This is a genomic window from Agrobacterium sp. NPDC090283 (genome assembly GCF_044769685.1).
Lineage (GTDB): Bacteria > Pseudomonadota > Alphaproteobacteria > Rhizobiales > Rhizobiaceae > Agrobacterium.
Window position 1 is genome coordinate 24,160 of record NZ_JBIVYG010000022.1, and the last position, 20,998, is coordinate 45,157.

General features: G+C 60.6%; 23 protein-coding genes. 17 read left to right on the forward strand and 6 right to left on the reverse strand.

Features of this window, described 5'->3' with window-relative positions:
* Positions 1-354: 354 nt before the first annotated feature.
* Positions 355-2,070 (reverse strand): cytochrome c oxidase subunit I, encoded by a 1,716-nt coding sequence (ctaD, locus tag ACIQUH_RS24240; protein WP_400819908.1) that lies wholly within the window; start codon positions 2,068-2,070, stop codon positions 355-357.
* Between the two features lie 16 nt (positions 2,071-2,086).
* Positions 2,087-2,950 (reverse strand): cytochrome c oxidase subunit II, encoded by an 864-nt coding sequence (coxB, locus tag ACIQUH_RS24245; protein ID WP_400820032.1) that lies wholly within the window; start codon positions 2,948-2,950, stop codon positions 2,087-2,089.
* A gap of 443 nt (positions 2,951-3,393) precedes the next feature.
* Between coxB and ACIQUH_RS24250 the strand changes: the two genes are divergently transcribed.
* The 6 genes from ACIQUH_RS24250 (at position 3,394) to ACIQUH_RS24275 (ending at position 7,768) form a co-directional block, all read left to right on the forward strand.
* Entirely contained in the window at positions 3,394-3,918 is a 525-nt protein-coding gene (locus tag ACIQUH_RS24250; RefSeq protein ID WP_003521101.1) for an invasion associated locus B family protein, read from the forward strand.
* Between the two features lie 69 nt (positions 3,919-3,987).
* Positions 3,988-4,296 carry a hypothetical protein gene (locus tag ACIQUH_RS24255; RefSeq protein WP_400819912.1) on the forward strand — a complete coding sequence of 103 codons (309 nt, stop codon included), beginning with the start codon at positions 3,988-3,990 and terminating at the stop codon, positions 4,294-4,296.
* A 78-nt stretch (positions 4,297-4,374) separates the two neighbouring features.
* Positions 4,375-5,790 carry a metalloprotease TldD gene (tldD, locus tag ACIQUH_RS24260; RefSeq protein WP_400819914.1) on the forward strand — a complete coding sequence of 472 codons (1,416 nt, stop codon included), beginning with the start codon at positions 4,375-4,377 and terminating at the stop codon, positions 5,788-5,790.
* A 355-nt stretch (positions 5,791-6,145) separates the two neighbouring features.
* The gene (locus ACIQUH_RS24265) at positions 6,146-6,583 is read left to right on the forward strand and encodes a bleomycin resistance protein (protein WP_400819917.1); all 438 of its coding nucleotides are present in this window, start codon (positions 6,146-6,148) and stop codon (positions 6,581-6,583) included.
* 4 nt (positions 6,584-6,587) lie between these two features.
* On the forward strand, positions 6,588-7,262 hold the full coding sequence (locus ACIQUH_RS24270) for an HAD family hydrolase (RefSeq protein WP_400819919.1): 675 nt from the start codon (positions 6,588-6,590) through the stop codon (positions 7,260-7,262).
* A 143-nt stretch (positions 7,263-7,405) separates the two neighbouring features.
* On the forward strand, positions 7,406-7,768 hold the full coding sequence (locus ACIQUH_RS24275) for a hypothetical protein (RefSeq protein ID WP_400819921.1): 363 nt from the start codon (positions 7,406-7,408) through the stop codon (positions 7,766-7,768).
* 50 nt (positions 7,769-7,818) lie between these two features.
* On the opposite strand, the gene ACIQUH_RS24280 is transcribed toward ACIQUH_RS24275, so the two are convergent.
* Positions 7,819-8,124, reverse strand: a complete 306-nt coding sequence (locus ACIQUH_RS24280; RefSeq protein WP_400819924.1) for a MazG nucleotide pyrophosphohydrolase domain-containing protein — start codon at positions 8,122-8,124, stop codon at positions 7,819-7,821.
* A 153-nt stretch (positions 8,125-8,277) separates the two neighbouring features.
* Here ACIQUH_RS24280 and ACIQUH_RS24285 point away from each other — a divergent pair, with 153 nt between their 5' ends.
* Positions 8,278-9,057, forward strand: coding sequence for a sulfite exporter TauE/SafE family protein (locus tag ACIQUH_RS24285; protein WP_400820035.1), 780 nt, complete (start codon positions 8,278-8,280; stop codon positions 9,055-9,057).
* Between the two features lie 174 nt (positions 9,058-9,231).
* On the opposite strand, the gene pdxH is transcribed toward ACIQUH_RS24285, so the two are convergent.
* On the reverse strand, positions 9,232-9,852 hold the full coding sequence (gene pdxH, locus ACIQUH_RS24290; protein ID WP_400819926.1) for a pyridoxamine 5'-phosphate oxidase: 621 nt from the start codon (positions 9,850-9,852) through the stop codon (positions 9,232-9,234).
* Positions 9,853-9,908: 56 nt separating this feature from the next.
* On the opposite strand from pdxH, the gene ACIQUH_RS24295 reads away from it, so the two are divergent.
* From ACIQUH_RS24295 to ACIQUH_RS24310, 4 genes are all read left to right on the forward strand, one after another.
* Positions 9,909-10,358 carry an RT0821/Lpp0805 family surface protein gene (locus ACIQUH_RS24295; protein ID WP_400819929.1) on the forward strand — a complete coding sequence of 150 codons (450 nt, stop codon included), beginning with the start codon at positions 9,909-9,911 and terminating at the stop codon, positions 10,356-10,358.
* Between the two features lie 211 nt (positions 10,359-10,569).
* The gene (locus tag ACIQUH_RS24300) at positions 10,570-11,679 is read left to right on the forward strand and encodes a DnaJ C-terminal domain-containing protein (protein WP_400819931.1); all 1,110 of its coding nucleotides are present in this window, start codon (positions 10,570-10,572) and stop codon (positions 11,677-11,679) included.
* Between the two features lie 131 nt (positions 11,680-11,810).
* On the forward strand, positions 11,811-12,629 hold the full coding sequence (gene fabI, locus ACIQUH_RS24305) for an enoyl-ACP reductase FabI (protein WP_003521090.1): 819 nt from the start codon (positions 11,811-11,813) through the stop codon (positions 12,627-12,629).
* A gap of 35 nt (positions 12,630-12,664) precedes the next feature.
* Positions 12,665-13,258: a histidine phosphatase family protein gene (locus ACIQUH_RS24310; protein ID WP_400819934.1), complete on the forward strand. Its 594-nt coding sequence runs from the start codon at positions 12,665-12,667 to the stop codon at positions 13,256-13,258.
* Positions 13,259-13,506: 248 nt separating this feature from the next.
* Here the strand turns inward: ACIQUH_RS24310 and ACIQUH_RS24315 are convergent, their stop codons facing one another.
* Positions 13,507-13,767: a DUF1344 domain-containing protein gene (locus ACIQUH_RS24315; RefSeq protein ID WP_188128886.1), complete on the reverse strand. Its 261-nt coding sequence runs from the start codon at positions 13,765-13,767 to the stop codon at positions 13,507-13,509.
* A 427-nt stretch (positions 13,768-14,194) separates the two neighbouring features.
* Between ACIQUH_RS24315 and aroC the strand changes: the two genes are divergently transcribed.
* Together aroC and ribB are read left to right on the forward strand one after the other, a co-directional pair.
* On the forward strand, positions 14,195-15,292 hold the full coding sequence (gene aroC, locus ACIQUH_RS24320) for a chorismate synthase (protein ID WP_400819937.1): 1,098 nt from the start codon (positions 14,195-14,197) through the stop codon (positions 15,290-15,292).
* Positions 15,293-15,304: 12 nt separating this feature from the next.
* Positions 15,305-16,405, forward strand: coding sequence for a 3,4-dihydroxy-2-butanone-4-phosphate synthase (gene ribB / locus ACIQUH_RS24325; protein WP_400819939.1), 1,101 nt, complete (start codon positions 15,305-15,307; stop codon positions 16,403-16,405).
* Between the two features lie 283 nt (positions 16,406-16,688).
* On the opposite strand, the gene ACIQUH_RS24330 is transcribed toward ribB, so the two are convergent.
* Positions 16,689-17,885: a winged helix-turn-helix domain-containing protein gene (locus ACIQUH_RS24330; RefSeq protein WP_400819941.1), complete on the reverse strand. Its 1,197-nt coding sequence runs from the start codon at positions 17,883-17,885 to the stop codon at positions 16,689-16,691.
* 272 nt (positions 17,886-18,157) lie between these two features.
* Here ACIQUH_RS24330 and ACIQUH_RS24335 point away from each other — a divergent pair, with 272 nt between their 5' ends.
* From ACIQUH_RS24335 to ACIQUH_RS24350, 4 genes are read left to right on the forward strand one after another with little or no spacing between them, the layout of a single operon-like run.
* Positions 18,158-18,838, forward strand: a complete 681-nt coding sequence (locus ACIQUH_RS24335; RefSeq protein WP_400820038.1) for an energy-coupling factor ABC transporter ATP-binding protein — start codon at positions 18,158-18,160, stop codon at positions 18,836-18,838.
* Positions 18,835-19,440, forward strand: coding sequence for a CbiQ family ECF transporter T component (locus tag ACIQUH_RS24340; RefSeq protein WP_400819942.1), 606 nt, complete (start codon positions 18,835-18,837; stop codon positions 19,438-19,440). Before ACIQUH_RS24335 ends, ACIQUH_RS24340 begins: the two co-directional genes overlap by 4 nt.
* 32 nt (positions 19,441-19,472) lie before the next feature.
* Entirely contained in the window at positions 19,473-20,036 is a 564-nt protein-coding gene (locus tag ACIQUH_RS24345) for a biotin transporter BioY (RefSeq protein WP_400819944.1), read from the forward strand.
* 25 nt (positions 20,037-20,061) lie between these two features.
* The gene (locus ACIQUH_RS24350) at positions 20,062-20,997 is read left to right on the forward strand and encodes a histone deacetylase family protein (RefSeq protein WP_400819946.1); all 936 of its coding nucleotides are present in this window, start codon (positions 20,062-20,064) and stop codon (positions 20,995-20,997) included.
* The last annotated feature ends 1 nt before the right edge of the window (position 20,998 follow it).

Below are 20,998 nucleotides of genomic sequence, written 5' to 3' on the forward strand. Positions count from 1 at the left end.
ATCCTTTGCACCGGCCCGAAAAACCAATGTGATTTCCGGCATGCGCGATGCGTCAATTCCTGGGTACCGAACACTCAGACATGGGCGGCAGCGGGAAAAACCGATGCCATTTGCCCGGCCTGTGCCCGCGCCCATCCCGCCATTCGTCTGCGCTGCTCATTCATAAAGGCCAGACTTGGCATTTATCACGTCCGGGGCATGTATCATGTCGGACGATATGCTTCGCTTGGACAAAATGTCACGCGGCGACGGGCATTCCCTGCCTCCGGGAAACGGCGCTGATGAAGACCACGCCGTCCCATGTTTTGAGCGCCCGGAATGCGCGGGCCCCTTCCCCGCGTTCCGGGCCGCGCATCAGCGAATGCGCGGCAGCTGTTCCCACTGGTGGTAGGGCGGCGGCGAAGACAGCTGCCATTCGAGCGTCGTCGCACCTTCACCCCAGGGGTTGTTGCCGGCGATCCGCTTCTTTGCGAAGGCTTCCCATACGCAGAAGAGGAAGATCAGCACGCCGACGGCCGAGATGTAGGAACCGTAGGACGATACCATGTTCCAGCCGGCATAGGCATCGGGATAATCGATGTAGCGGCGCGGCATGCCGGCAAGACCGAGGAAGTGCTGCGGGAAGAACACAAGGTTCACGCCCACGAACATGACCCAGAAATGCAGCTTGCCGAGGAATTCGCTGTACATGTAGCCGGTGATCTTCGGGAACCAGTAATACCAGCCGGCGAAGATCGCAAAGACGGCACCGAGCGACAGAACGTAGTGGAAGTGCGCCACGACATAATAGGTGTCGTGCAGCGAACGGTCGAGACCGGCATTGGCGAGCTGGACGCCGGTGACGCCGCCGACCGTGAACAGGAAGATGAAGCCGATCGCCCAGACCATCGGGGTCGAGAAGGTCAGCGAACCGCCCCACATGGTCGCGATCCACGAGAAGATCTTGATACCCGTCGGCACCGCGATGACCATGGTGGCGAAGACGAAGTAACGCTGCGCTTCGAGCGACAGGCCGACCGTATACATGTGGTGGGCCCAGACGATGAAGCCGACGGCACCGATGGCGACCATGGCGTAGGCCATGCCGAGATAACCGAAGACCGGCTTCTTGGAGAAGGTGGAAATGATATGGCTGATGATGCCGAAGCCCGGCAGGATCAGGATGTACACTTCCGGATGGCCGAAGAACCAGAACAGGTGCTGGTAAAGAATCGGATCACCGCCGCCTTCCGGCGAGAAGAACGCCGTGCCGAAGTTGCGGTCGGTCAGAAGCATGGTGATGCCGCCCGCCAGAACCGGCAGGGAAAGCAGCAGCAGGAATGCGGTGACCAGAACCGACCAGGCAAACAGCGGCATCTTGTGCAGCGTCATGCCCGGAGCGCGCATGTTCAGAATGGTGGTGATGAAGTTGATCGCACCGAGGATCGACGAGGCGCCCGAAACGTGCAGCGCGAAAATCGCCAGATCCACCGCCGGTCCCGGCATGCCGTTGGTCGATAGAGGCGGATACATGGTCCAGCCGCCACCGACACCGTAGGCACCCGCGGGGCCCTCGACGAAGAGCGAGAGAATGAGAAGGATGAAGGCCGGAACGATCAGCCAGAAGGAGATGTTGTTCAGGCGCGGGAAAGCCATGTCCGGAGCGCCGATCATGATCGGGATCATCCAGTTGGCGAAACCGCCGATCAGCGCCGGCATGACCATGAAGAAGATCATGATCAGCGCGTGCGCGGTGGTGAACACGTTGAACATGTGCTTGCCGCCATCGATGGCGGCGTCACCCTCGAAGCCGTAGACCATGGACGCCAGACCGTGGAAGATCTGGATGCCCGGCTCCTGAAGCTCCATGCGCATGACGACGGAAAGCCCGCCGCCGACGATACCGGCGATGATCGCGAAGATCAGGTAGAGCGTGCCGATGTCCTTGTGGTTGGTCGACAGGAACCAGCGGGCGAAAAAGCCCGGCGTATGGGAATGATGTGCATCATGCGAATGGTCGTCATGAGCGTGCCCATCATGTGCGGAATGACCATGCGAGTGATGATCGTCGTGTGCGGAAGGTCCAGCCATTGTCCTCACTCCAGAGTCAGTTGGTTTCGTTGGCGGCAACATCGACCGTGCGCGGAGCGCCGTCGACTGCGGCCATCAGCGCCCGGTTCGCGCCGTTCAGATCAGAAGCGGCGGCGGCGTGCCAGGCATTGTACTGCTGTTCGGAAACCACCCGAATGGCGATGGGCATGAAGGCGTGGTCCTTGCCGCAAAGCTCGGAACATTGGCCATAATAGAGGCCTTCCTTCTCCGGCTTGAACCATGTTTCGTTGAGACGGCCAGGAACCGCGTCGATCTTGACGCCGAAAGCGGGCATGGCGAAAGCGTGGATGACGTCCGTGGGAGCCGCCGTCACCAGAAGGCGAACGGTCTTGCCGACGGGAACGACCATTTCATTGTCGACCGCGAGAAGACGCGGATAGCGGGCCTTGTCCTCCTTGCCGGCAGCGGCGCGATCCTCGTCCTTCAGCAGGTAGCTGTCGAAGGCGAGCGGCTCGGCGCCCTCGGTCGCCGTATATTCATAGTTCCACAGCCATTGCGTGGCGGTCGCCTTCAGCGTCAGATCAGGGTTTTCCGGCTGCGTCAGCTGCGCGTTCAAAAGATTGAACGATGGGAAAGCGAGGAACAGGAGAATGAGCACCGGCGCCAGCGTCCACACCACCTCGATCGCCGTGTTATGGCTGGTCTTGGAAGCCACCGGATTTTTCGCGGCGCGGAATTTCAAGGCAACGATGATGAGCAGCGCAAGAACGAAAAGCGTAACCGGAACAATGAACCAGAGCGTATATTGTTCAAACCAGCGTATTTCGTGCATGATCGGCGTGGCGGCCTCCTGCATGCCCATTTGCCAATGCACCGGCTGATCGGCGTGGGCGCCGACAGCCGTGAGCAGACAGGTCATCCCCGCCAGTGCTGCGTAAATCCTATTCGTCACGGTACCCTCTCCCTCACGCGTCTGATCTAGATCAATCACAGACGCAGAATCCATGCTTATGGTACTAACTTCAAACCACAGTTTGTCCTCTGCCGCAATATGCGTCGGGACACGGATGCGCCCCAATTTTGCCATTGGTCAATCCACGACGACTTTCTCTCACCCCACGCCTCGCCGGACCGGCCGAACGCGGTTTCAAACAGCCCGAATGCGACAAAGCCCCTTCTCAGAGCCGGTTTTACCGCCAGTTTCATCGCCGGAGAATGAACGTCGCACCGGGCAAATCAGACGCCCATAGCGGCGGACAGGTCCTATTTCCGCCCAACTCCGCTGGAATTGAAGGCTCAAGGCTTTTTTTTCCGGATTATGGCGTCAAAATAGCCGCACTGATTCGAATCCCAGAGGTATCCATGCGTCTTTCCCCGCTCGCGCGCACTTTTCTTGCCGCCGCCGGTCTTGCCATCATCGCTCCCGCCGCTGCGGCGCTGGCGCAACAGCAGCCGCCCGGAACGCCGAAGTCGACGCACGGAGCATGGTCGGTCATCTGCGACAAGCCGGCCGGCGCATCCGAAGAACAATGCGCCCTGATGCAGAACGTGATCGCCGATGACCGCCCGGAAGTCGGGCTTTCGGTGGTGGTGCTGAAGACGGCCGACCGCAAGTCGCGCATCCTGCGCATCCTCGCGCCGCTCGGCGTGCTGTTGAAGGATGGCATGGAGCTTTATATCGACAATAATAATATCGGCCGCGCCTATTTCACCCGCTGCTTCTCCGAAGGCTGCTATGTGGAAGTGGATATTGACGACGAGCTGCTGAAGGTGCTGCGCGCCGGCAAGAATGCGGTTTTCGCGCTGCGCGAAGCCGTGGATCAGGATCGCGTCGGTATTCCGATCGAGCTTTCCGGTTTTGCCGAAGGTTATGATGCACTGCCTTAAGTAAGGCCGCTTGCTTTTCGGAAACAAAACCATACTATCGAAGTATAGTTTTAGTACCTACTGAAAAGCATGACAGAAAACAAATCGATCAGCTTACGTTTGCTTTGCGGCATTGCCGTTTGTTACGTTGCACTGGCCTTAATGGCGGGTTACGCTCGCAGGACCGGGATGTTTTTTGATTCCCCCAGGGACTGGCGAATGATCGAGCTTGCTTTATCGGTTACGTCTGGCAACCAACTCGCTTACCTTCATTGGCAACGCTTCGCGCCTGATCCGAGGAATCATTGGTCACGGCTGACATTGCCGATGATCCTGCATCAATTAGGGGTGTGCATTGCCGCTGCCATCGTGGTTCATTTCATTTTCATGATGACGTAGACTCAATCACGCTTTGGCTTGCCACCAGCGCGCCGCAATCCTACATGCTAGCCAAACACTATCAGTTTGGAGCCTCCCATGACCGACGATCTTGTAAAACTCTTCGATTGCGACGAAACGCAATTGCGCAAGCTCGTCGGCGAGGCGCTCGCCGGCGCTGACGATGGCGAGCTTTTCATCGAACATGCCCAGGCCGAATCGCTGACCTTCGATAATGGCCGGCTGAAGGGCGGCTCCTTCAACACCGACCAGGGTTTTGGCCTGCGCGCCGTCGCCGGCGAAACGGTGGGTTATGCCCATGCGGGTGAGCTTTCGCAGAGCGCGCTGAAGCGTGCTTCCGATGCGGTGGGCGCGGTGACCAGAGGTTATTCCGGCTCCTATGCCACCGCACCGCAGCGCACCAACAAGAAGCTTTATGGCGACGAGAACCCGATCGGCAGCCCGAGCTTCGAGGAGAAGGTGAAGCTTCTCACCGATATCGACGCCTATCTGCGCGACAAGGACGACAAGGTCCGGCAGGTGACGGCGACCATTTCCGCAAGCTGGCAGGTGGTCGATATCCTGCGCGCCGATGGTCATCGCGTCAGCGACATCCGGCCAATGACCCGCATCAATGTTTCCGTCGTGGCGGGCGAAGGCGACCGGCAGGAAAGCGGCTCCTACGGCATTGGCGGCCGCGTCGGTTTCAGCGATTTCATCACCACGGAAAACTGGCAGCGCGGCGCGGATGAAGCGCTGCGGCAGGCGCTCGTCAATCTCACCGCCATCGATGCACCTGCTGGCACCATGGATGTGGTGCTCGGCTCCGGCTGGCCGGGCGTCATGCTGCACGAGGCGGTGGGCCACGGTCTGGAAGGCGATTTCAACCGTAAGAAAACCTCGGCCTTCGCCGGTCTGATGGGCGAAATGGTCGCCGCACCCGGCGTGACCGTGGTGGATGACGGCACCATCGACAGCCGCCGCGGCTCGCTGACGATCGACGATGAAGGCACGCCTTCCGGTTATAACGTGCTGATCGAGAACGGCAGGCTGGTCGGCTATATGCAGGACCGGCAGAACGCCCGGCTGATGGGCGCCAAGCCCACCGGCAACGGCCGCCGGCAGGGTTATGCCTATGTGCCGATGCCGCGCATGACGAACACATATATGCTGTCGGGCGACAAGATGCCGGAGGAGATCATCGCCTCCGTGAAGAAGGGCATTTACGCCGTCTCCTTCGGCGGCGGCCAGGTGGATATCACGTCCGGCAAATTCGTGTTCGGCTGCACCGAGGCCTACCTCATCGAAAACGGCAGGATCGGCGCGCCGGTAAAGGGCGCGATGCTGATCGGCAACGGGCCAGATGCGATGAAGCGCGTGTCGATGATCGGCAACGATTCCAAACTCGATACCGGCATCGGCAATTGCGGCAAGGCCGGACAATGGGTGCCTGTTGGCGTCGGCCAGCCGCATCTGCGCATGGACCAGATCACCGTCGGCGGTACGAAGGCGTAGGCGGTGGTTTTCGGGTGATTGCACTCAGTTGAGTCGATAACGCGGACAAAACGACGTGGCACCCTATACCCGGTCCGTCATTCCGGCCTTGAGCCGGAATCCAGTCGACGCGCGTCGGCGCGGCGGGACGACTCTTTTCAGCCCAAGGACTTGGGCTGGCTGGATTCCGGCTCAAGGCCGGAATGACGGCAGAAAGAGTCGCAACCGCACTGAGCCTGTCGCCATCCTGTCAGCCCATAGTCCCGCACATGGCTGCCATGATGAGGTTTTCTCTGGTATGCGGCCGGGAAGAGGATAAGATCGACACTTATGGCAAGCCCATCCTCCCACCGGGCCTGCGCGGCATAAGGAGACCATGACCATCATACGAAATGCCCTCGTTCCTGAACTTGCCGTCAGCGACTGGCAGAAAAGCCGCGCCTTTTATTGCGACCTGATCGGTTTTCATGTGGTCTACGAGCGCCCCGAAGAGGGCTTCACCTATCTAGCGCTGGGTGATGCGGAGCTGATGATCGACCAGATCGGCGCGACCCGGACATTCGTGACTGATAATGCCGCACTCGAATTTCCGCTCGGCCGCGGCATGAACCTGCAGCTCGCCGTTCCCTCCCTGCAACCCATTCTTTCCCGGCTGGAGCGATCCTTGATCGACCTCGTCATGCCGCTTGAGGAAAAATGGTACAGGCGCGGCACGGTCGAAGTGGGCAACCGGCAATTCATCGTCGCCGATCCCGACGGTTATCTGATCCGCCCGTTCGAAAGCCTCGGCGAACGCCCCTTCCGGTTCGGTTAAAGCCATGCTGCCTTTTCTTCCACAGGCCTTGGTTTTCGACATGGACGGATTGCTGATCGAAAGCGAGAGGCTCTATCGCGATTCATTTCTGGCTGCCTCGGAGGAAGGCGGCCATGGCATGAAGGTCGAGACCTATCAGAAGGTCTGCGGCAGCCCCTGGGACGTCATAACCGGCACCATCTTTGCCGATTACGGCGCGGATTTTCCCATCGACAGCTTCCGCGACGCCTGGCTCCGGCATCTTGGCGTGATGATGGCGGAGGGCGTGGCATTGAAGCCGGGCGTCGTCGACATTCTCGATCTGCTTGACCGGCTCGATATCCGCCGCGCCATCGCCACCTCGTCGCGGCACGATTCGGTGACGCGCCATCTCGGCCCCCACGATCTTCTCAGACGTTTCGACACCATCGTCGCGCGCGGTGATTATACCGAGCCGAAACCCGCGCCCATGCCCTATCTGACCGCGGCTCGACGGCTTTCCCTCGATCCGGGTCGCTGCCTTGCGCTGGAAGATTCCTATTCGGGCGTACGCTCGGCCTCATCGGCGGGCATGATGACGATCATGGTGCCTGACGTGGCACCGCCGACCGAGGAAATGAGGGAGAAGTGCATTACCATCGCAAGCGACCTTCATGCGGTGGCAAGGCTTTTGCAGGAAACACAACCGTCAGGGGCGTGAAAGCAAACCATAAGCCCGAGACCATGTCACATGGTCTTTGCCATTGGCCTCTATAGTGAATGTCATATTGGTCGGCGCGCCGATTGTGTCTGGGTTCCTCTTTCAGCGCACCATAAATCGGGGCGGTCATGCAGCTTGTTGCCGTGTCGCTTGCGACGCTGATTTTGCTTTTTCTTTCGATATTTCAGATTGCCCTTGCGGCCGGTGCGCCATTCGGCCGTTTCGCCTGGGGCGGCGAATACAGGATCCTGCCCTCCACGCAACGCGTTGCCAGCGGGGCATCTGTCCCGATCTACTCTCTCGCCGCGTCTTTCCTGCTGCAAAAAGCTGGCTTCGTCGGCCTCTGGCCCGCGGCCTGGATTGAGCCCGTCATCTGGACCATGGCCTGCACTCTCTCGGTGATCGCCGGATTGAACTCTATATCGCGAAGCCGCCCAGAACGGCTGATCATGACGCCGTTATCCGGGCTTCTCGCAATTCTGTTCTTTGTCGTCGAACGCTTGTAACCGCAGCGATGGACGGGGGTCCAAGCATAGCCGCCGCCCGCCGCAAACCATCATTTCGACGGCTTGAAACGCCACTTTCGCTCGATCGCACCTTCGATATCGAGACCATTCTGATGCGCCAATAACAGCACATGGCCGAGAAGATCGGCGGTTTCATCGGCCAGATCCCGCTTCATCTCCTCTTCGCTCCTGCCTTTGCTGCGCCCCCGCCCCGTCAGCCGGTTCCAGGCCTGCGTCACCTCGCCCACCTCTTCCTGAAGCTTTAGCATGTACCAGTCCGGATCACGGGCGATCCCGTTTTCATCGGCATATTTCTGCGAGGCCGCCTCGAACTGGCGCATCATGGACATGAGCATTTGTTCATCCTTTGTTCGTGCGCTACCACTCTAATCACGATTCTCCGGCGACGTCGATTCCAAAGCGCTCGGTCAGAGAGCGGATGGTATTTGCGCGACAGGCGCCTGCCGGCTGGATTAAGAGAGAGGTATTCGAAAACCGTGTCGTCACCCATGCCCTCGCTCGATTTTTTCTCATCGCTCATCACCGCACATAGCCCGACATCGCTTGCGATGTTTGCTGGCGCCGCCTTTCTCGCCGGCCTTGCCCGCGGCTTTTCCGGTTTCGGCGCGGCGCTCATCTTCATCCCGCTCGCCAGCGCCATCGTCGGGCCGCGTATCGCGTCAGCGGTTCTGCTGGTGGTGGACGGCGTATTGACGCTCGGCATGATACCGCCCGCCTTTCGCATGGCGGACCGGCGCGAAGTCTTCACCATGGCGGCCGGCGCATTTGTCGGCGTGCCGCTCGGAACCCTGTTGCTTTCGAAGGGCGATCCGCTCACCCTTCGCTGGCTCATCTCCGGCGTGGTCGTGGTGCTGCTGGTGTTTCTGGTGTCCGGCTGGCGTTACAGCGGCCGGCCGAAAACACCGCTCACCCTCTTCACCGGGCTTCTCGCCGGGCTGTTTTCGGGGGCTGCGCAACTGGGCGGCCCGCCCGTCGTCGCCTATTGGCTGGGCGGGGCGCTGAAAGGCGCTTTCGTGCGCGCCAATGTCATTCTTTATTTCGCGGTTTCGACGGTGTTCTCCATCGCCAGCTATTTTGTCGGTGGCCTGTTCACCGTCGATGTCTTCGTGTTTTTCCTGCTGGCCCTGCCCTTTTATGGGGCGGGCCTTTATGCTGGCGCGCGGCTGCATGGGCTTGCCGACGAGGCGGCGTTCCGGCGCATCTGCTATGGGTTGATCGCCATCTCCGCCGTCATCGGACTGCCGCTGTTCGATTCGTTGCTGAAATAGGCGAAGACAGGGACTGCCTTCAACTGCAACAGCAGTGTGCTTCCTTCTCCGTCATCCTCGCCCTTGAGGCGAGGATCCACAACCACGCGCGACAATGGATCCTCGGGTCAAGCCCGAGGATGACGTCGAGTTTGGCGTGAGATTTCACCAACAACCCGAACGCCTTCGCCGCAATCAGGGATACATGCGGACCTTGGACCATGCACCATCGGGCGTCTCGCGACGGAATTCGATGCGGTCGTGCAGGCGGAACTTGCGGTCGTGCCAGAATTCGATGCTGACGGGGCGGATGCGGAAACCGGACCAATGGGACGGGCGCGGAATTTCGCCGATCGCATATCTGGCGGTATATTCGGCCACTGCTTTTTCCAGCGCGAACCGGCCTTCCAGCGGCCGCGACTGTTTGGAAGCCCAGGCGCCGATGCGGCTGCCGCGCGGGCGCGAGGCGTAATAGATATCCGCCTCCTCGTCGCTGACGATCTCCACCTCGCCGCGCAGGCGCACCTGACGCCGCAGGCTTTTCCAGTGGAAACACATGGCCGCTTTTTTCTGGCCGAGGATCTCCTGGCCCTTCTGGCTTTCGAAATTCGTGTAGAAAACAAAGCCGCGGTCGTCGACGCCTTTCAGCAGCACCATGCGCACATTCGGCAGGCCATTTTCGTCCACGGTGGCAAGCGCCACCGCGTTCGGATCGTTGATTTCGGAAGCCGTCGCGTCCTTCAGCCATTCGGCAAAAAGCGTGAAAGGTTCATTTTCTTCCGTGAAGTCACTGGATGTTAACCCCGTTTCCGACATATTGACTAAAATGCTCCCGAGCTGATTTGGACCCCAGAGATGATCTCTGGTGAAAGATGGTGACCGTCATAGCAAAGTCGAACAGTCGAACAAAGAGCCTCCTTTCGTCGGTAGCGGAAGTTTCCGCCGTCGTGTCAATGCTCGTGGTGCTGAGCGGCTGCGTCAGCCTCGATCTGTTCGGTGGCGACAAGGTCGACCGCTCGCTTTCCACGGCATCCGTTCCCAACCAGCCGAACAACGCGCCGCAGACGGACGATGCGACGATCCGCAATGCGGTAACGTCCGCCGATCTCGCCAAGCTCGCCGACCAGCCGCTGCCCTGGGCCAACGCCGCCACCGGCAGCGCCGGCGTCGTCACCGCCATTCACGAAGACAAATCCAGCGGTTTCGTCTGCCGCGATTTCAGGACGACGCGCCACTCCTTCGAGGGCGTTGCGAGCTATGCCGGACAGGCCTGCCTGTCGGAAACCGGCGAATGGCTGCTGACCCGCTTCGAGCAGAAATAATCTGTTTACCCTGCCATGGGGAATAAAGCCGGCCTCGGTGCGGCGCGCTCCTCCGTAAAGGAGTGATTAGCAACTTATTGCAACAGTCGACGTTGATTAAACCGAGGGCGTGCAGGCGAATGATCGCGGGCATCCCTTTTCGGAGGGGTTAGTTTCAGGATTGCGCCATGAAGGGCGGCAGGCACCTGAGCCAACGTAACTGGTGTTTCGCATGCGCGATCCATATTCAATCCTCGGCGTAAAACGTGACGCCCGCCACGAGGAAATCAAGGCCGCCTGGCGCACGAAGGCGAAAACCGTCCATCCGGACGCCAATCGCGACGATCCCGATGCTTCGGCGCGATTCGCCGAGATCGGGCAGGCTTATGATCTCCTCAAAGACCCGAAAAAACGCGATCTGTACGACCAGGCCCGCAAGGCGGCCGAGAAGAAGCAGCGCGGCGAAACCATCATGCAGCAGCGGGAAGCCGCGCGCGAAGCCGCCGAGCGCGCCAAGGCCGCCGAAAAGCTGATGGAGGAACTGGCCCGCGCCGATGCCCGCAACCGGGCGCAGACCGGCCAGAAAACCGACGCCAAGGCGGAAACCGCCGAAGATATCGTCGAGCGGATTTTTGGTGCGGAAGCGCAGAACGACCCCAAGGTGCAGCAGGCGGCAGAGGCCGCAAAGGCCGCCGCAAGTGCTGCAAAAAGCGATGGCGCCGGCGAGACCGCCCAGCCCGGCGCCGGCGATGACAGGACAGCACCCACATCGCTCGCCGCCAATATCTTCAGCGCTCTCGTGCGCCGGTTCCGCACGCCGCAGCCGGCTCCCGAAAAAGCGCCTGACATTACCGCGGAAGCCACCGTCACGGTCGCCGATCTGCTGGAACACAAGTGGATGACCGTGTCGCTTGCCGACGAACGCGAGGTTCGTTTCCAGCTTGAAGCGGGCATGACGGACGGACACGTTGTGCGGCTGAAGGGACAGGGGCTGAAGCTTCCCAACATGGCGCGCGGCGATCTCGCCGTGACATTGCTGGCCGCCCGCGACGATGCCTTTGCGCTTCGTGGCTTCGATATTCACACGACGCTGCCGATATCGCTCGGCGACGCGGTTCTGGGGTGCGAAACGAAAGTCAGGACACCGCTCGGCGAGGAAAACATCACCATTCCGGCCTGGTCCGGCTCGGACCGTGTGCTGAGGCTTGCCGGCAAGGGCCTCGCCGACGGCAAGGGTGGACAGGGCGATCTCGTCATCGAATTGCGCATCGTCCTGCTTGAAAAGCCGGATGAAAAAGTGACCGACCTGATGCGACACATGCGCGAAGGCCTTTATTTGTGAAAGTTTTGCGAATAGCCGGGACAACGCACCCTTTGTTACGCTCCCTAACAGTTGATGATCTTTGGCAATCTTGAACAGGATTGCAGCCTATGCCATAGGCAGGACCGATCAAAAGTATTAGGGAGCATAAAATGGCTCAGGCATCCGGCCTCATGGCTGGCAAACGCGGCCTCATCATGGGTGTCGCCAATAATCGTTCCATCGCTTGGGGTATCGCCAAGGCCTGTGCCGACGCGGGCGCGGAAGTTGCGCTGACCTGGCAGGGCGACGCGCTGAAGAAGCGGGTCGAGCCGCTCGCGCAGGAACTGGGCGCCTTCATGGCCGGTCACTGTGACGTGACCGATCTCGAGACGATCGATGCGGTTTTTGCCGGGCTGGAAAAGCACTGGGGCAAGATCGACTTCGTCGTGCACGCCATCGCCTTTTCCGACAAGGACGAGCTGACCGGCCGTTACCTCGATACCAGCCGCGACAATTTCAACCGCACCATGGATATTTCCGTGTTCTCGCTGGCCGCCGTTGCCAAGCGTGCCGAGCCGGTCATGAATGACGGTGGCTCGATCATCACGCTGACCTATTACGGCGCCGAGAAGGTCATGCCGAATTACAACGTCATGGGCGTGGCCAAGGCCGCACTCGAGGCGAGCGTGCGTTATCTCGCCGTCGACCTCGGCAATCGCGGCATTCGCGTCAATGCCGTTTCCGCCGGCCCGATCAAGACGCTTGCCGCTTCCGGCATCGGCGACTTCCGCTATATTCTGAAGTGGAACGAATATAATGCGCCGCTGAAGCGTACCGTTTCCATCGAGGAAGTCGGCAAGTCGGCGTTGTACCTCTTGTCCGACCTTTCGACCGGCGTGACCGGCGAAATCCACCATGTCGATTCCGGTTACCACACCATCGGCATGAAGGCGGTGGATGCGCCCGATATTTCGGTGGTGAAGGACTGACCACCGGCGGACATGCTTGAAACAGGGGTATCGCCTTGCTCGTCTATGTGATCCGGCACGGACAAACGGACTGGAATGCGATACGCCGGCTTCAGGGCCAGAAAGACATTCCGCTCAATGATTTCGGCCGCCAGCAGGCGGTCGGCAATGGCAGGCTTCTCGCCCGTCTTTTGGGCGAACGGGCCACGGATTTCGATTATGTGGCAAGCCCGCTCGGGCGCACGCGCGAGACCATGGAACTGATGCGCGGCGCGATGGGCCTCGATCCGCTCGCCTATCGCACCGACGATCGCCTGATCGAAGTTTCCTTCGGCGACTGGGAGGGGCAGACCCTGCCGGAACTGAAGAAAGAATTCCCGGACCGGGTGAAGGCGCGCAAGGCCAATAAATGGGATTTCATTCCCCCCGGCCAGGATGCCGAAAGCTATGAAATCCTCTCCTGGCGCATCGGCGCATGGCTCTCCTCCGTGGAGCAACCAACAATCTGCGTCTGCCATGGCGGCGTGATCCGCTCGATCTTCCGGCTGGTTTCCGGCATGGACAAGGACGAGGCGTCGAGGACGCAGATTCCGCAGGACCGGATATTGAAGGTCGAGATCGACAGGAACAGTGCGGACTGGATTTCGTGAGAGCTGACAGAGGCCAATTCTCTGCATAGTCTGTCAGGCGTTTCCTATGAGTGGCGAGACGCTGCGGCTTGTTTCTTCTCCCCGAGGGGGAGAAGGTGGCCCGAAGGGTCGGATGAGGGGGCTAGCTCACAGTATTTCTCTACCCTCGCCCCCTCATCCCGCTGCCGCGGACTTCTCCCCGGCGGGGAGAAGAAACAAGCGGTATCCGCTCGTTTCACAACGGGGGTTTTGGTGTAAGGGGCCGCCGCTTACTCAACGACCTGAAGATCGTCGACCACGCGTTTCCCATCCACTTCCGTGTAGAACACCACGACCTTCACGCCCGCTTTCAGACCTTCGAAATTGAACTCTTCCGGCACGCGATAGGTCTTGCCGTCGCTCAGCGTAATGCTCAGGCCGTTCGCATCGATCTTGCTGATCGTGCCTTCCACGTCGACGCTCTGGGCGAAGCCATTGATGGGCATCAGGAGGTTGGCGGTGGCCAGAAGGGCGGCAATCATCATACGCATCGATCTAGCTTTCGTGGATTTGCGTGAAAACCTTACATGCATGAAGAATTGCCTTTCGAATGTGGCGGAAATTGCCCGCAACCATGACATTTTCGGCCCAATTGATGAACGGATTTGGGATCGTGTTCAAGCCGTTAGTGATTTTTACACCGCATTTCGCAGCAATATTGGAAAACTCCGGATTAACGTGGAAAACGACGGCGCTTTTACATTTTCCTCATTTCGAAAAACGTCTTTGGCCGGTCCCGAATCGCCACCCCGCCCTCATCCCTGTTCCCGGAGGAGACGTATCGTCGTCGTGCGTACCGCACTTATCCCACCGCTGAGAAAGAAAGGCTTTTGCCTTGCCCGGATTTTCCACTAAGACAAATCCGCTTGTTTTAAACGGCGCTCACCGCAGGCGCCCTGTTTTCCGGTTTTGAGAACTATGTCGCATAACAGTTTCGGTCATCTTTTCCGCGTTACCACCTGGGGAGAAAGCCACGGGCCCGCACTCGGCTGCGTGGTGGATGGCTGCCCGCCCGGCATCCGCTTCACCCTTGCCGAGGTGCAGCACTGGATGGACAAGCGCAAACCGGGCCAAAGCCGTTTCGTGACCCAGCGCCGCGAGGATGACGTCGTAAAAGTTCTCTCCGGCGTGATGCTGGATGAGGACGGCGAGACGATGATCACGACAGGCACGCCGATTTCCATGCTGATCGAAAATACCGACCAGCGTTCCAAGGATTACGGCGAGATCGCCAAGCGGTTCCGTCCCGGCCATGCGGATTTCACCTATGATCTGAAATACGGCATTCGCGACTATCGCGGCGGCGGGCGCTCCTCGGCGCGCGAGACGGCGGCGCGTGTCGCCGCCGGTGCGATTGCCCGCAAGGTGGTGCCGAGCCTCAATGTGCGCGGCGCGCTGGTGCAGATCGGCAAGCACAAAATCAACCGCAACAATTGGGATTGGGATCAGGTCGACCAGAACCCGTTCTTCTGCCCGGACGCAGCCATGGTGCCGGTGTGGGAAGACTATCTCGACGGCATCCGCAAGGCAGGCTCCTCCATCGGCGCCGTTGTCGAAGTGGTGGCGGAAGGCGTTCCGGCCGGTATCGGCGCGCCGATCTATGCCAAGCTCGATCAGGATATCGCTTCCAGCCTGATGTCGATCAACGCCGTCAAGGGCGTGGAAATCGGCGAAGGTTTTGCCTCGGCCGAGCTTTCCGGCGAGGAGAACGCCGACCAGATGCGCATGGGCAATGACGGCAAGCCGATTTTCCTCTCCAACCATGCCGGCGGCATTCTGGGCGGCATCGCGACCGGCGAGCCCGTCATCGCCCGTTTCGCCATCAAGCCCACTTCCTCCATTCTGACGGAGCGCCTGTCGATCGATACCGATGGCAACAACGTCGATGTGCGCACCAAGGGCCGCCACGACCCCTGCGTCGGCATCCGCGCCGTGCCCATCGGCGAGGCGATGATCGCCTGCACCGTCGCCGACCATTATCTGAGGGATCGCGGCCAGACTGGCCGTTTGAAATAAGGGAGGATCGCCATGGCCTACGACCAGAAACGCGTTGTCGACGCCATCCGCGCTTTCGAAGCGGGTGAAATCGTTGTCGTGACCGATGATGACGACCGCGAGAACGAAGGCGATCTGATCATTTCGGCGGTTCACTGCACGCCCGAAAAAATGGCGCTGATCGTGCGCCACACCTCGGGTATCGTCTGCGCGCCCATGCCGCGTGAGGAAGCCAAGCGGCTGAACCTCAACGCCATGGTGGCGGAAAACGACAGCGCCCATACGACGGCCTTTACCGTCAGCGTCGATTTCAAGCATGGCACCACAACAGGCATTTCCGCCGACGACCGCACGCTGACGGTGCGCAACCTTGCCAACCCCAATGTCGGCGCATCCGATTTCACCCGGCCGGGCCATATCTTCCCGCTGATTTCCCGCGAGGGCGGCGTCTTGATGCGCTCCGGCCATACCGAAGCGGCGGTCGATCTCTGCCGGCTCGCCGGCCTGCCGCCCATCGGCGTCATCAGCGAGCTGGTGAATGACGACGGTACGGTGATGCGCGGCCCGCAGGTCCTCGATTTCGCCGAAAAACATGGCATGAAGCATGTTTCGGTCGCCGATCTCATCGCCTATCGCCAGCGCAAGGAAACGCTGGTGGAGATGGAATCCGCCTTCACCATCGACACCCCCTTCGGCCCGGCCAAGGCGCAGACCTATTCCCTGCCCTGGGATCCGATGCAGCATATGGCGGTGATCTTCGGCGATATCAGAGACGGCGTCGATATTCCCGTGCGCCTGCATCCGGAGAATGTCGCCGACGACGTATTCGGCGACCGCCAGCCGGTGCGGCACTATATGCAGAAGATCGCCGAGGAAGGCCGCGGCGTCATCGTTTATCTGCGCGAGGGTTCCGTCGGCGTCGGCCAGGTAGCCGGACGCCGCAAGGCGCGCGACCCGGACGAGGCGCATGCCCAGGCCCGTTCGCGCGAGAATGAATGGCTGGAAATCGGCCTTGGCGCGCAGATCCTGAAGGATCTCGGCATCAGCTCCATAAAGCTGATGACCACGCGCGAGCGGCATTATGTCGGGCTTGAAGGCTTCGGCATCAAGATTTCGGCGACGGATATCGGGTGATTTTGAGCGCTAGTCCAGCGTCAAAGCGCACTGGTCCAGCGTCAAAGCGCAATTATGGGGCGAGCGGGTGCGGCATTTTTCTTCTCCCCGCCGGGGAGAAGTCCGCGGCAGCGGGATGAGGGGGCAAGCTCTCCGCATATCGCTAGCGTCACCCCCTCATCCGACCCTTCGGGCCACCTTCTCCCCGGCGGGGAGAAGAAACAAGCCGCGACACTGCGGCATCGCGGATCGGTAACCTTGCGTCTGGCAGGCACCTGTCTCACACTCATCCGTGCGGAAAACCTCAATTCTCCTCCCGCCAGCCCTCCAGATAATTCACGCTCTCCACCCCGGTAAACTTCGCCAGCCTCATCAGTTCCGCGTCGAGCTTCTCCAGCCGTCCAGCCGAGGCGCGTACACCCGGCTCCAGCCAGAGACGACGAACATCCAGCGTGCCGCCCTTGCGCTCCGCCTTCATGTCGATACGGCCGATCAGCCGGTCGCCCTCCAGAAGCGGAAAGACATAATAGCCATATTGCCGTTTCGGCTCCGGCACGAAGACCTCGATGCGATAATAAAAGCCGAATAGCCGCTCCGTGCGATTGCGGTCGCGCAGCAGCGGGTCGAAGGGGCTCAAGACCCGGACGCGGGCGGTGGGTTCCGGTACATCGCTCAGGTCGGCGGTGAAATCGGCGAAGGCAAAAGACGGGCGGGCAGTGTCGCCGTCGCTTGCAAGAAGCGAGACCTCGCAGAGCTCGTCGCGATGGCTTTTGACCCAGTCCCTCGCCTCCTGCGGGGTAACGAGGTCGAAAAAGGCGGCGATTTCGCCGTGGGTGGCAAAACCAAGCCGCTTCAGCGCCTCGCGGCAGGCCCAGTCGACAAATTCGGCATGCTCCACTTCGGTTTCGTGATGCTCGCCGGGAATGACCCGTTCGGCGAGATCATAGACCTTCTGGAAATTCACGCGGCCGGAGATTGCGAGCTTGCCGGTGTGCCAGAGATATTCAAGCGCGGTCTTGGACGGGTGCCAGTTCCACCAGCCGCCGGACTGGTGCCCCTCCTCCTTCAGCTCCCGCGCCAGAACCGGTCCGCTTACCGCAATGCGCTCCAGCGTTTCGCCGAAAGCCGCATCGAAGCCCTCGCCATGCCATTTGCGCCAGCGCTCCTGAATGATCGGCTCGCGGCGGCGGAAGCGATGTTTCCAATAGGGATAAAATTCCGTCGGCAGGATGGAGGCGTCATGCGTCCAGTGTTCGAAGAGCGCGCGGTCCTTTTCCAGCAGCGTTGTCAGGTGGCCGCGCCTGTAGGTCTGGTTGCGGGAAAAGATGATCTGGTGGTGAGCGCGCTCCACCGTGCCGATGCTGTCCACCTGCACGAAGCCGAGGTCAGTGATGAGCCGCAGCAGCCCGTCCTTGGAAAGCGCCTTGCCGGGCGGAGAGGAAAGCCCCTGCCGCGCCAGAAAAATCCGCCTTGCCGCTTCGTTCGAAACCTTGATCGTCATGGAGGGAAAGGTAGAACGGCTTTTTCAGGATTGCAATGTTCTTTTTTTGTTCTTTTCTTTCTGTTGGTAACGTGCGTGGTCCACACCCACTGTTCCCCTTCATACCGGCCTTGAGCCGGTACCCAGCCGGCACGCGTCCGTGTGACGCCCCCCCCTTTCAGCCCACGGACTTGGGCTGGCTGGATTCCGGCTCAAGGCCGGAATGACGGAAAGGGAGCGCTTGGTGCTAGGAAAAATCGATGCCGTGGATTATGCGAGAGAGCATGAAAAACTTGGAAATCCGTTTCGACTTTGCCGGCGTGGCCTTCGAAGGCCGGCAAGCCTTGCAGCCCCTGTCTCTCACCATGACAGAACGGCGCATCGGCGTGATCGGCCTCAACGGTTCGGGCAAGACCACCTTTGCACGGCTGATCAACGGGCTGACCAAGCCGAGCGGGGGCAAGGTGTCGATCAACGGTCTCGATACCGTGACGGATGCCAAGGCGGTGTTGCGGGCGGTGGGTTTCATCTTCCAGAACCCGCAGAACCAGATCATCCTGCCGATCGTACGCGACGATGTCGCCTTCGGCCTCAAGCGGCTCGGTCTCGGCAAGGCGGAAACCGAAAGCCGGGTGAAGACCGTTCTCGCCCGGCTGGGCATCTCGCATCTGGAGGAGCGGCGCGCCCATGAACTTTCCGGCGGCGAGCTGCAGCTTGCGGCGCTGGCGGCCCTGCTGGTCACGGAACCGCAAATCCTCATTCTCGATGAGCCGACCAACCAGCTCGATCTCAAGAACCGCACCATCGTCGAGAAAACCATGGCGGCGCTGTCGCAGACGCTGATCGTCATCACCCACGACCTGCCGCTGCTTCAAGGTTTCGACCGCGTGCTGGTTTTCCATGAGGGTGCCCTGATTGCAGATGCCGCCCCCGATGAGGCCGTCGCGCATTATCTGGAGGTGGTCTCGCGATGAAATCGCTGCACGTTGAAGGCACGGGCTGGCTCTACCGCGTTTCGCCGCGCCTCAAGCTCCTGACGCTTACGGGTTTCAGCATTGCGCTGTTCCTCACCCGCGATCTGCTGCTTCTCGGATGTGCCGTGGTTCTCGCCGCCGCCATCCTGCGCGGGACGCGGCTGCCCATCCGGGAGATCGGCCTGCGGCTGCGCCCGGTGATGCTGACCATCTTTCTCGTCGCCGGCTTCAGCTATCTCCTGCTTCCGGCCCACGATGCCAGCGTCAATCTTCTGCGGCTGACGGCGCTGGCGCTCCTCGCCACCGCCGTCACCATCACCGTCAGCATTTCAGAGTTCATGGACGAGATCGCGCTTGCCGCCGCCCCGCTGGAAAGGCTGGGGCTGGTGAAGGCGGCCGATATCGGGCTCTCGGTCGGACTGGTGGTGCGCTTCGTGCCTGAGATCGTCAACCGTTACCATGCGGTGCGCGATGCGCATCGGGCGCGCGGCCTGCCGGTGCGGATGGCCACCATCATCGTACCGCTGGTCATTATGACGTTGAAGGATGCCGATGCCATTGCCGACGCCATTGACGCGCGCGGTTTCAGAGGCCAAAGCTGACGACCAGATAACCATCCGGAGTTTTAAGCGCCATGACGACCCGCGACCTTGTGCTGATTTCGCTGTTTTCCGCCATCATCATCGCACTCGGGCTTCTGCCGCCGATCACGCTCGGTTTCATTCCGGTGCCCATCACCGCGCAATCGCTCGGCGTCATGCTGGCCGGCGTCGTGCTGGGCGCGAAACGCGGCACGCTTGCGGTTCTGCTGACGATCCTGATCGCAGCCATCGGCCTGCCGGTGCTTTCTGGCGGGCGCGGCGGTCTTTCGATCTTCACCACGCCGACGACGGGCTTCCTGATCGGCTGGATCGCAGCCGTTTTCGTGACCGGTTTCCTCTCGGAAAAATTCGTCCATCGCGGTCAGTCGGCACTGGCGCAGGGTATCGGTTTCTTCGTCGCCAGCCTGATCGGCGGCGTGGTCGTGCTTTATGCCTTCGGCATCACCTATCTGGCGGTGGTCGTCGGGCTCGGTTTCGAAAAGGCCTTCATGGGTTCGCTCGCCTTCATTCCGGGCGATGCGCTGAAGGCCGTGCTCGCGGCGCTGGCCGGCCGCGCCGTGATGGCCGGTTATCCGCTTCTGCCGCAGCGCGCCTGAACACACTTTCTTCGGGAGGAAAAGCATGGCGACGCGTTTATACGAACATCCGATCTTCCTGGAGCATATCACGCCATCCGGCCACCCCGAGCGGCCGGATCGCCTGCGGTCGCTGAACATCGCGCTCGAACACCCGAATTTCGAGCGGCTGGACCGCAAACAGGCGCCGCAGGCCAATGAGGATGCGGTACTTCTGGCACATCCGGAAGAGCATCTGCTTGCCGTCATGCGCCAGGTGCCCGAAGAGGAAGGCGAGATCAACCGGATCGAGTCCGATACCTATCTCTCGCCAAAAAGCCTGCAGGCGGCGCTGACCGGCATCGGCGCTGCCATGGCGGCCGTGGATGACGTTTTTACCGGCGCTGCCGACAATGTCTTCGTCGCCGCCCGCCCGCCCGGCCATCATGCGGAAACCGCCAAGGCCATGGGTTTCTGTCTCTTCAACAATGTGGCGATTGCCGCCCGTCATGCGCAGAAGGCGCACGGCGCAGAGCGCATCGCCATCATCGACTGGGACGTGCATCACGGCAACGGTACGCAGGATATCTTCTGGAATGATACGTCGGTGCTGTTCTGTTCCACCCACCAGATGCCGCTTTACCCGTGGAGCGGCGACAAGCACGAAACAGGCGTGAAGAACAATATCGTCAATGCGCCGCTTTCGCCCAATACCGGCAGCGAACATTTCCGCGAGGCGTTCAAATCGCGGGTCCTGCCGGCGATCGCCGATTTTTCGCCCGATCTCATCCTTATCTCCGCCGGTTTCGATGCGCATCACCGCGATCCGCTGGCGCAGATCAATCTGGTGGGCGAGGATTTCGACTGGGCGACGGGCCGGCTTCTGGAAATGGCCGACAAATACACATCGAACCGGGTCGTCAGCCTGCTGGAAGGCGGTTATGATCTGGAAGGGCTGGCGGAATCGGCAGCCATGCATATTTTGAGAATGATGAAGGGTTGAA

Coding starts and splice junctions, on each gene's coding strand:
- ctaD (WP_400819908.1), bottom strand. CDS start 2,070: ATGGCTGGACCTTCCGCACACGACGATCATCACTCGCATGGTCATTCC.
- coxB (WP_400820032.1), bottom strand. CDS start 2,950: ATGACCTGTCTGCTCACGGCTGTCGGCGCCCACGCCGATCAGCCGGTG.
- ACIQUH_RS24250 (WP_003521101.1), top strand. CDS start 3,394: ATGCGTCTTTCCCCGCTCGCGCGCACTTTTCTTGCCGCCGCCGGTCTT.
- ACIQUH_RS24255 (WP_400819912.1), top strand. CDS start 3,988: ATGACAGAAAACAAATCGATCAGCTTACGTTTGCTTTGCGGCATTGCC.
- tldD (WP_400819914.1), top strand. CDS start 4,375: ATGACCGACGATCTTGTAAAACTCTTCGATTGCGACGAAACGCAATTG.
- ACIQUH_RS24265 (WP_400819917.1), top strand. CDS start 6,146: ATGACCATCATACGAAATGCCCTCGTTCCTGAACTTGCCGTCAGCGAC.
- ACIQUH_RS24270 (WP_400819919.1), top strand. CDS start 6,588: ATGCTGCCTTTTCTTCCACAGGCCTTGGTTTTCGACATGGACGGATTG.
- ACIQUH_RS24280 (WP_400819924.1), bottom strand. CDS start 8,124: ATGCTCATGTCCATGATGCGCCAGTTCGAGGCGGCCTCGCAGAAATAT.
- ACIQUH_RS24285 (WP_400820035.1), top strand. CDS start 8,278: ATGCCCTCGCTCGATTTTTTCTCATCGCTCATCACCGCACATAGCCCG.
- pdxH (WP_400819926.1), bottom strand. CDS start 9,852: ATGTCGGAAACGGGGTTAACATCCAGTGACTTCACGGAAGAAAATGAA.
- ACIQUH_RS24295 (WP_400819929.1), top strand. CDS start 9,909: ATGGTGACCGTCATAGCAAAGTCGAACAGTCGAACAAAGAGCCTCCTT.
- ACIQUH_RS24300 (WP_400819931.1), top strand. CDS start 10,570: ATGCGCGATCCATATTCAATCCTCGGCGTAAAACGTGACGCCCGCCAC.
- fabI (WP_003521090.1), top strand. CDS start 11,811: ATGGCTCAGGCATCCGGCCTCATGGCTGGCAAACGCGGCCTCATCATG.
- ACIQUH_RS24315 (WP_188128886.1), bottom strand. CDS start 13,767: ATGCGTATGATGATTGCCGCCCTTCTGGCCACCGCCAACCTCCTGATG.
- aroC (WP_400819937.1), top strand. CDS start 14,195: ATGTCGCATAACAGTTTCGGTCATCTTTTCCGCGTTACCACCTGGGGA.
- ribB (WP_400819939.1), top strand. CDS start 15,305: ATGGCCTACGACCAGAAACGCGTTGTCGACGCCATCCGCGCTTTCGAA.
- ACIQUH_RS24330 (WP_400819941.1), bottom strand. CDS start 17,885: ATGACGATCAAGGTTTCGAACGAAGCGGCAAGGCGGATTTTTCTGGCG.
- ACIQUH_RS24340 (WP_400819942.1), top strand. CDS start 18,835: ATGAAATCGCTGCACGTTGAAGGCACGGGCTGGCTCTACCGCGTTTCG.
- ACIQUH_RS24345 (WP_400819944.1), top strand. CDS start 19,473: ATGACGACCCGCGACCTTGTGCTGATTTCGCTGTTTTCCGCCATCATC.
- ACIQUH_RS24350 (WP_400819946.1), top strand. CDS start 20,062: ATGGCGACGCGTTTATACGAACATCCGATCTTCCTGGAGCATATCACG.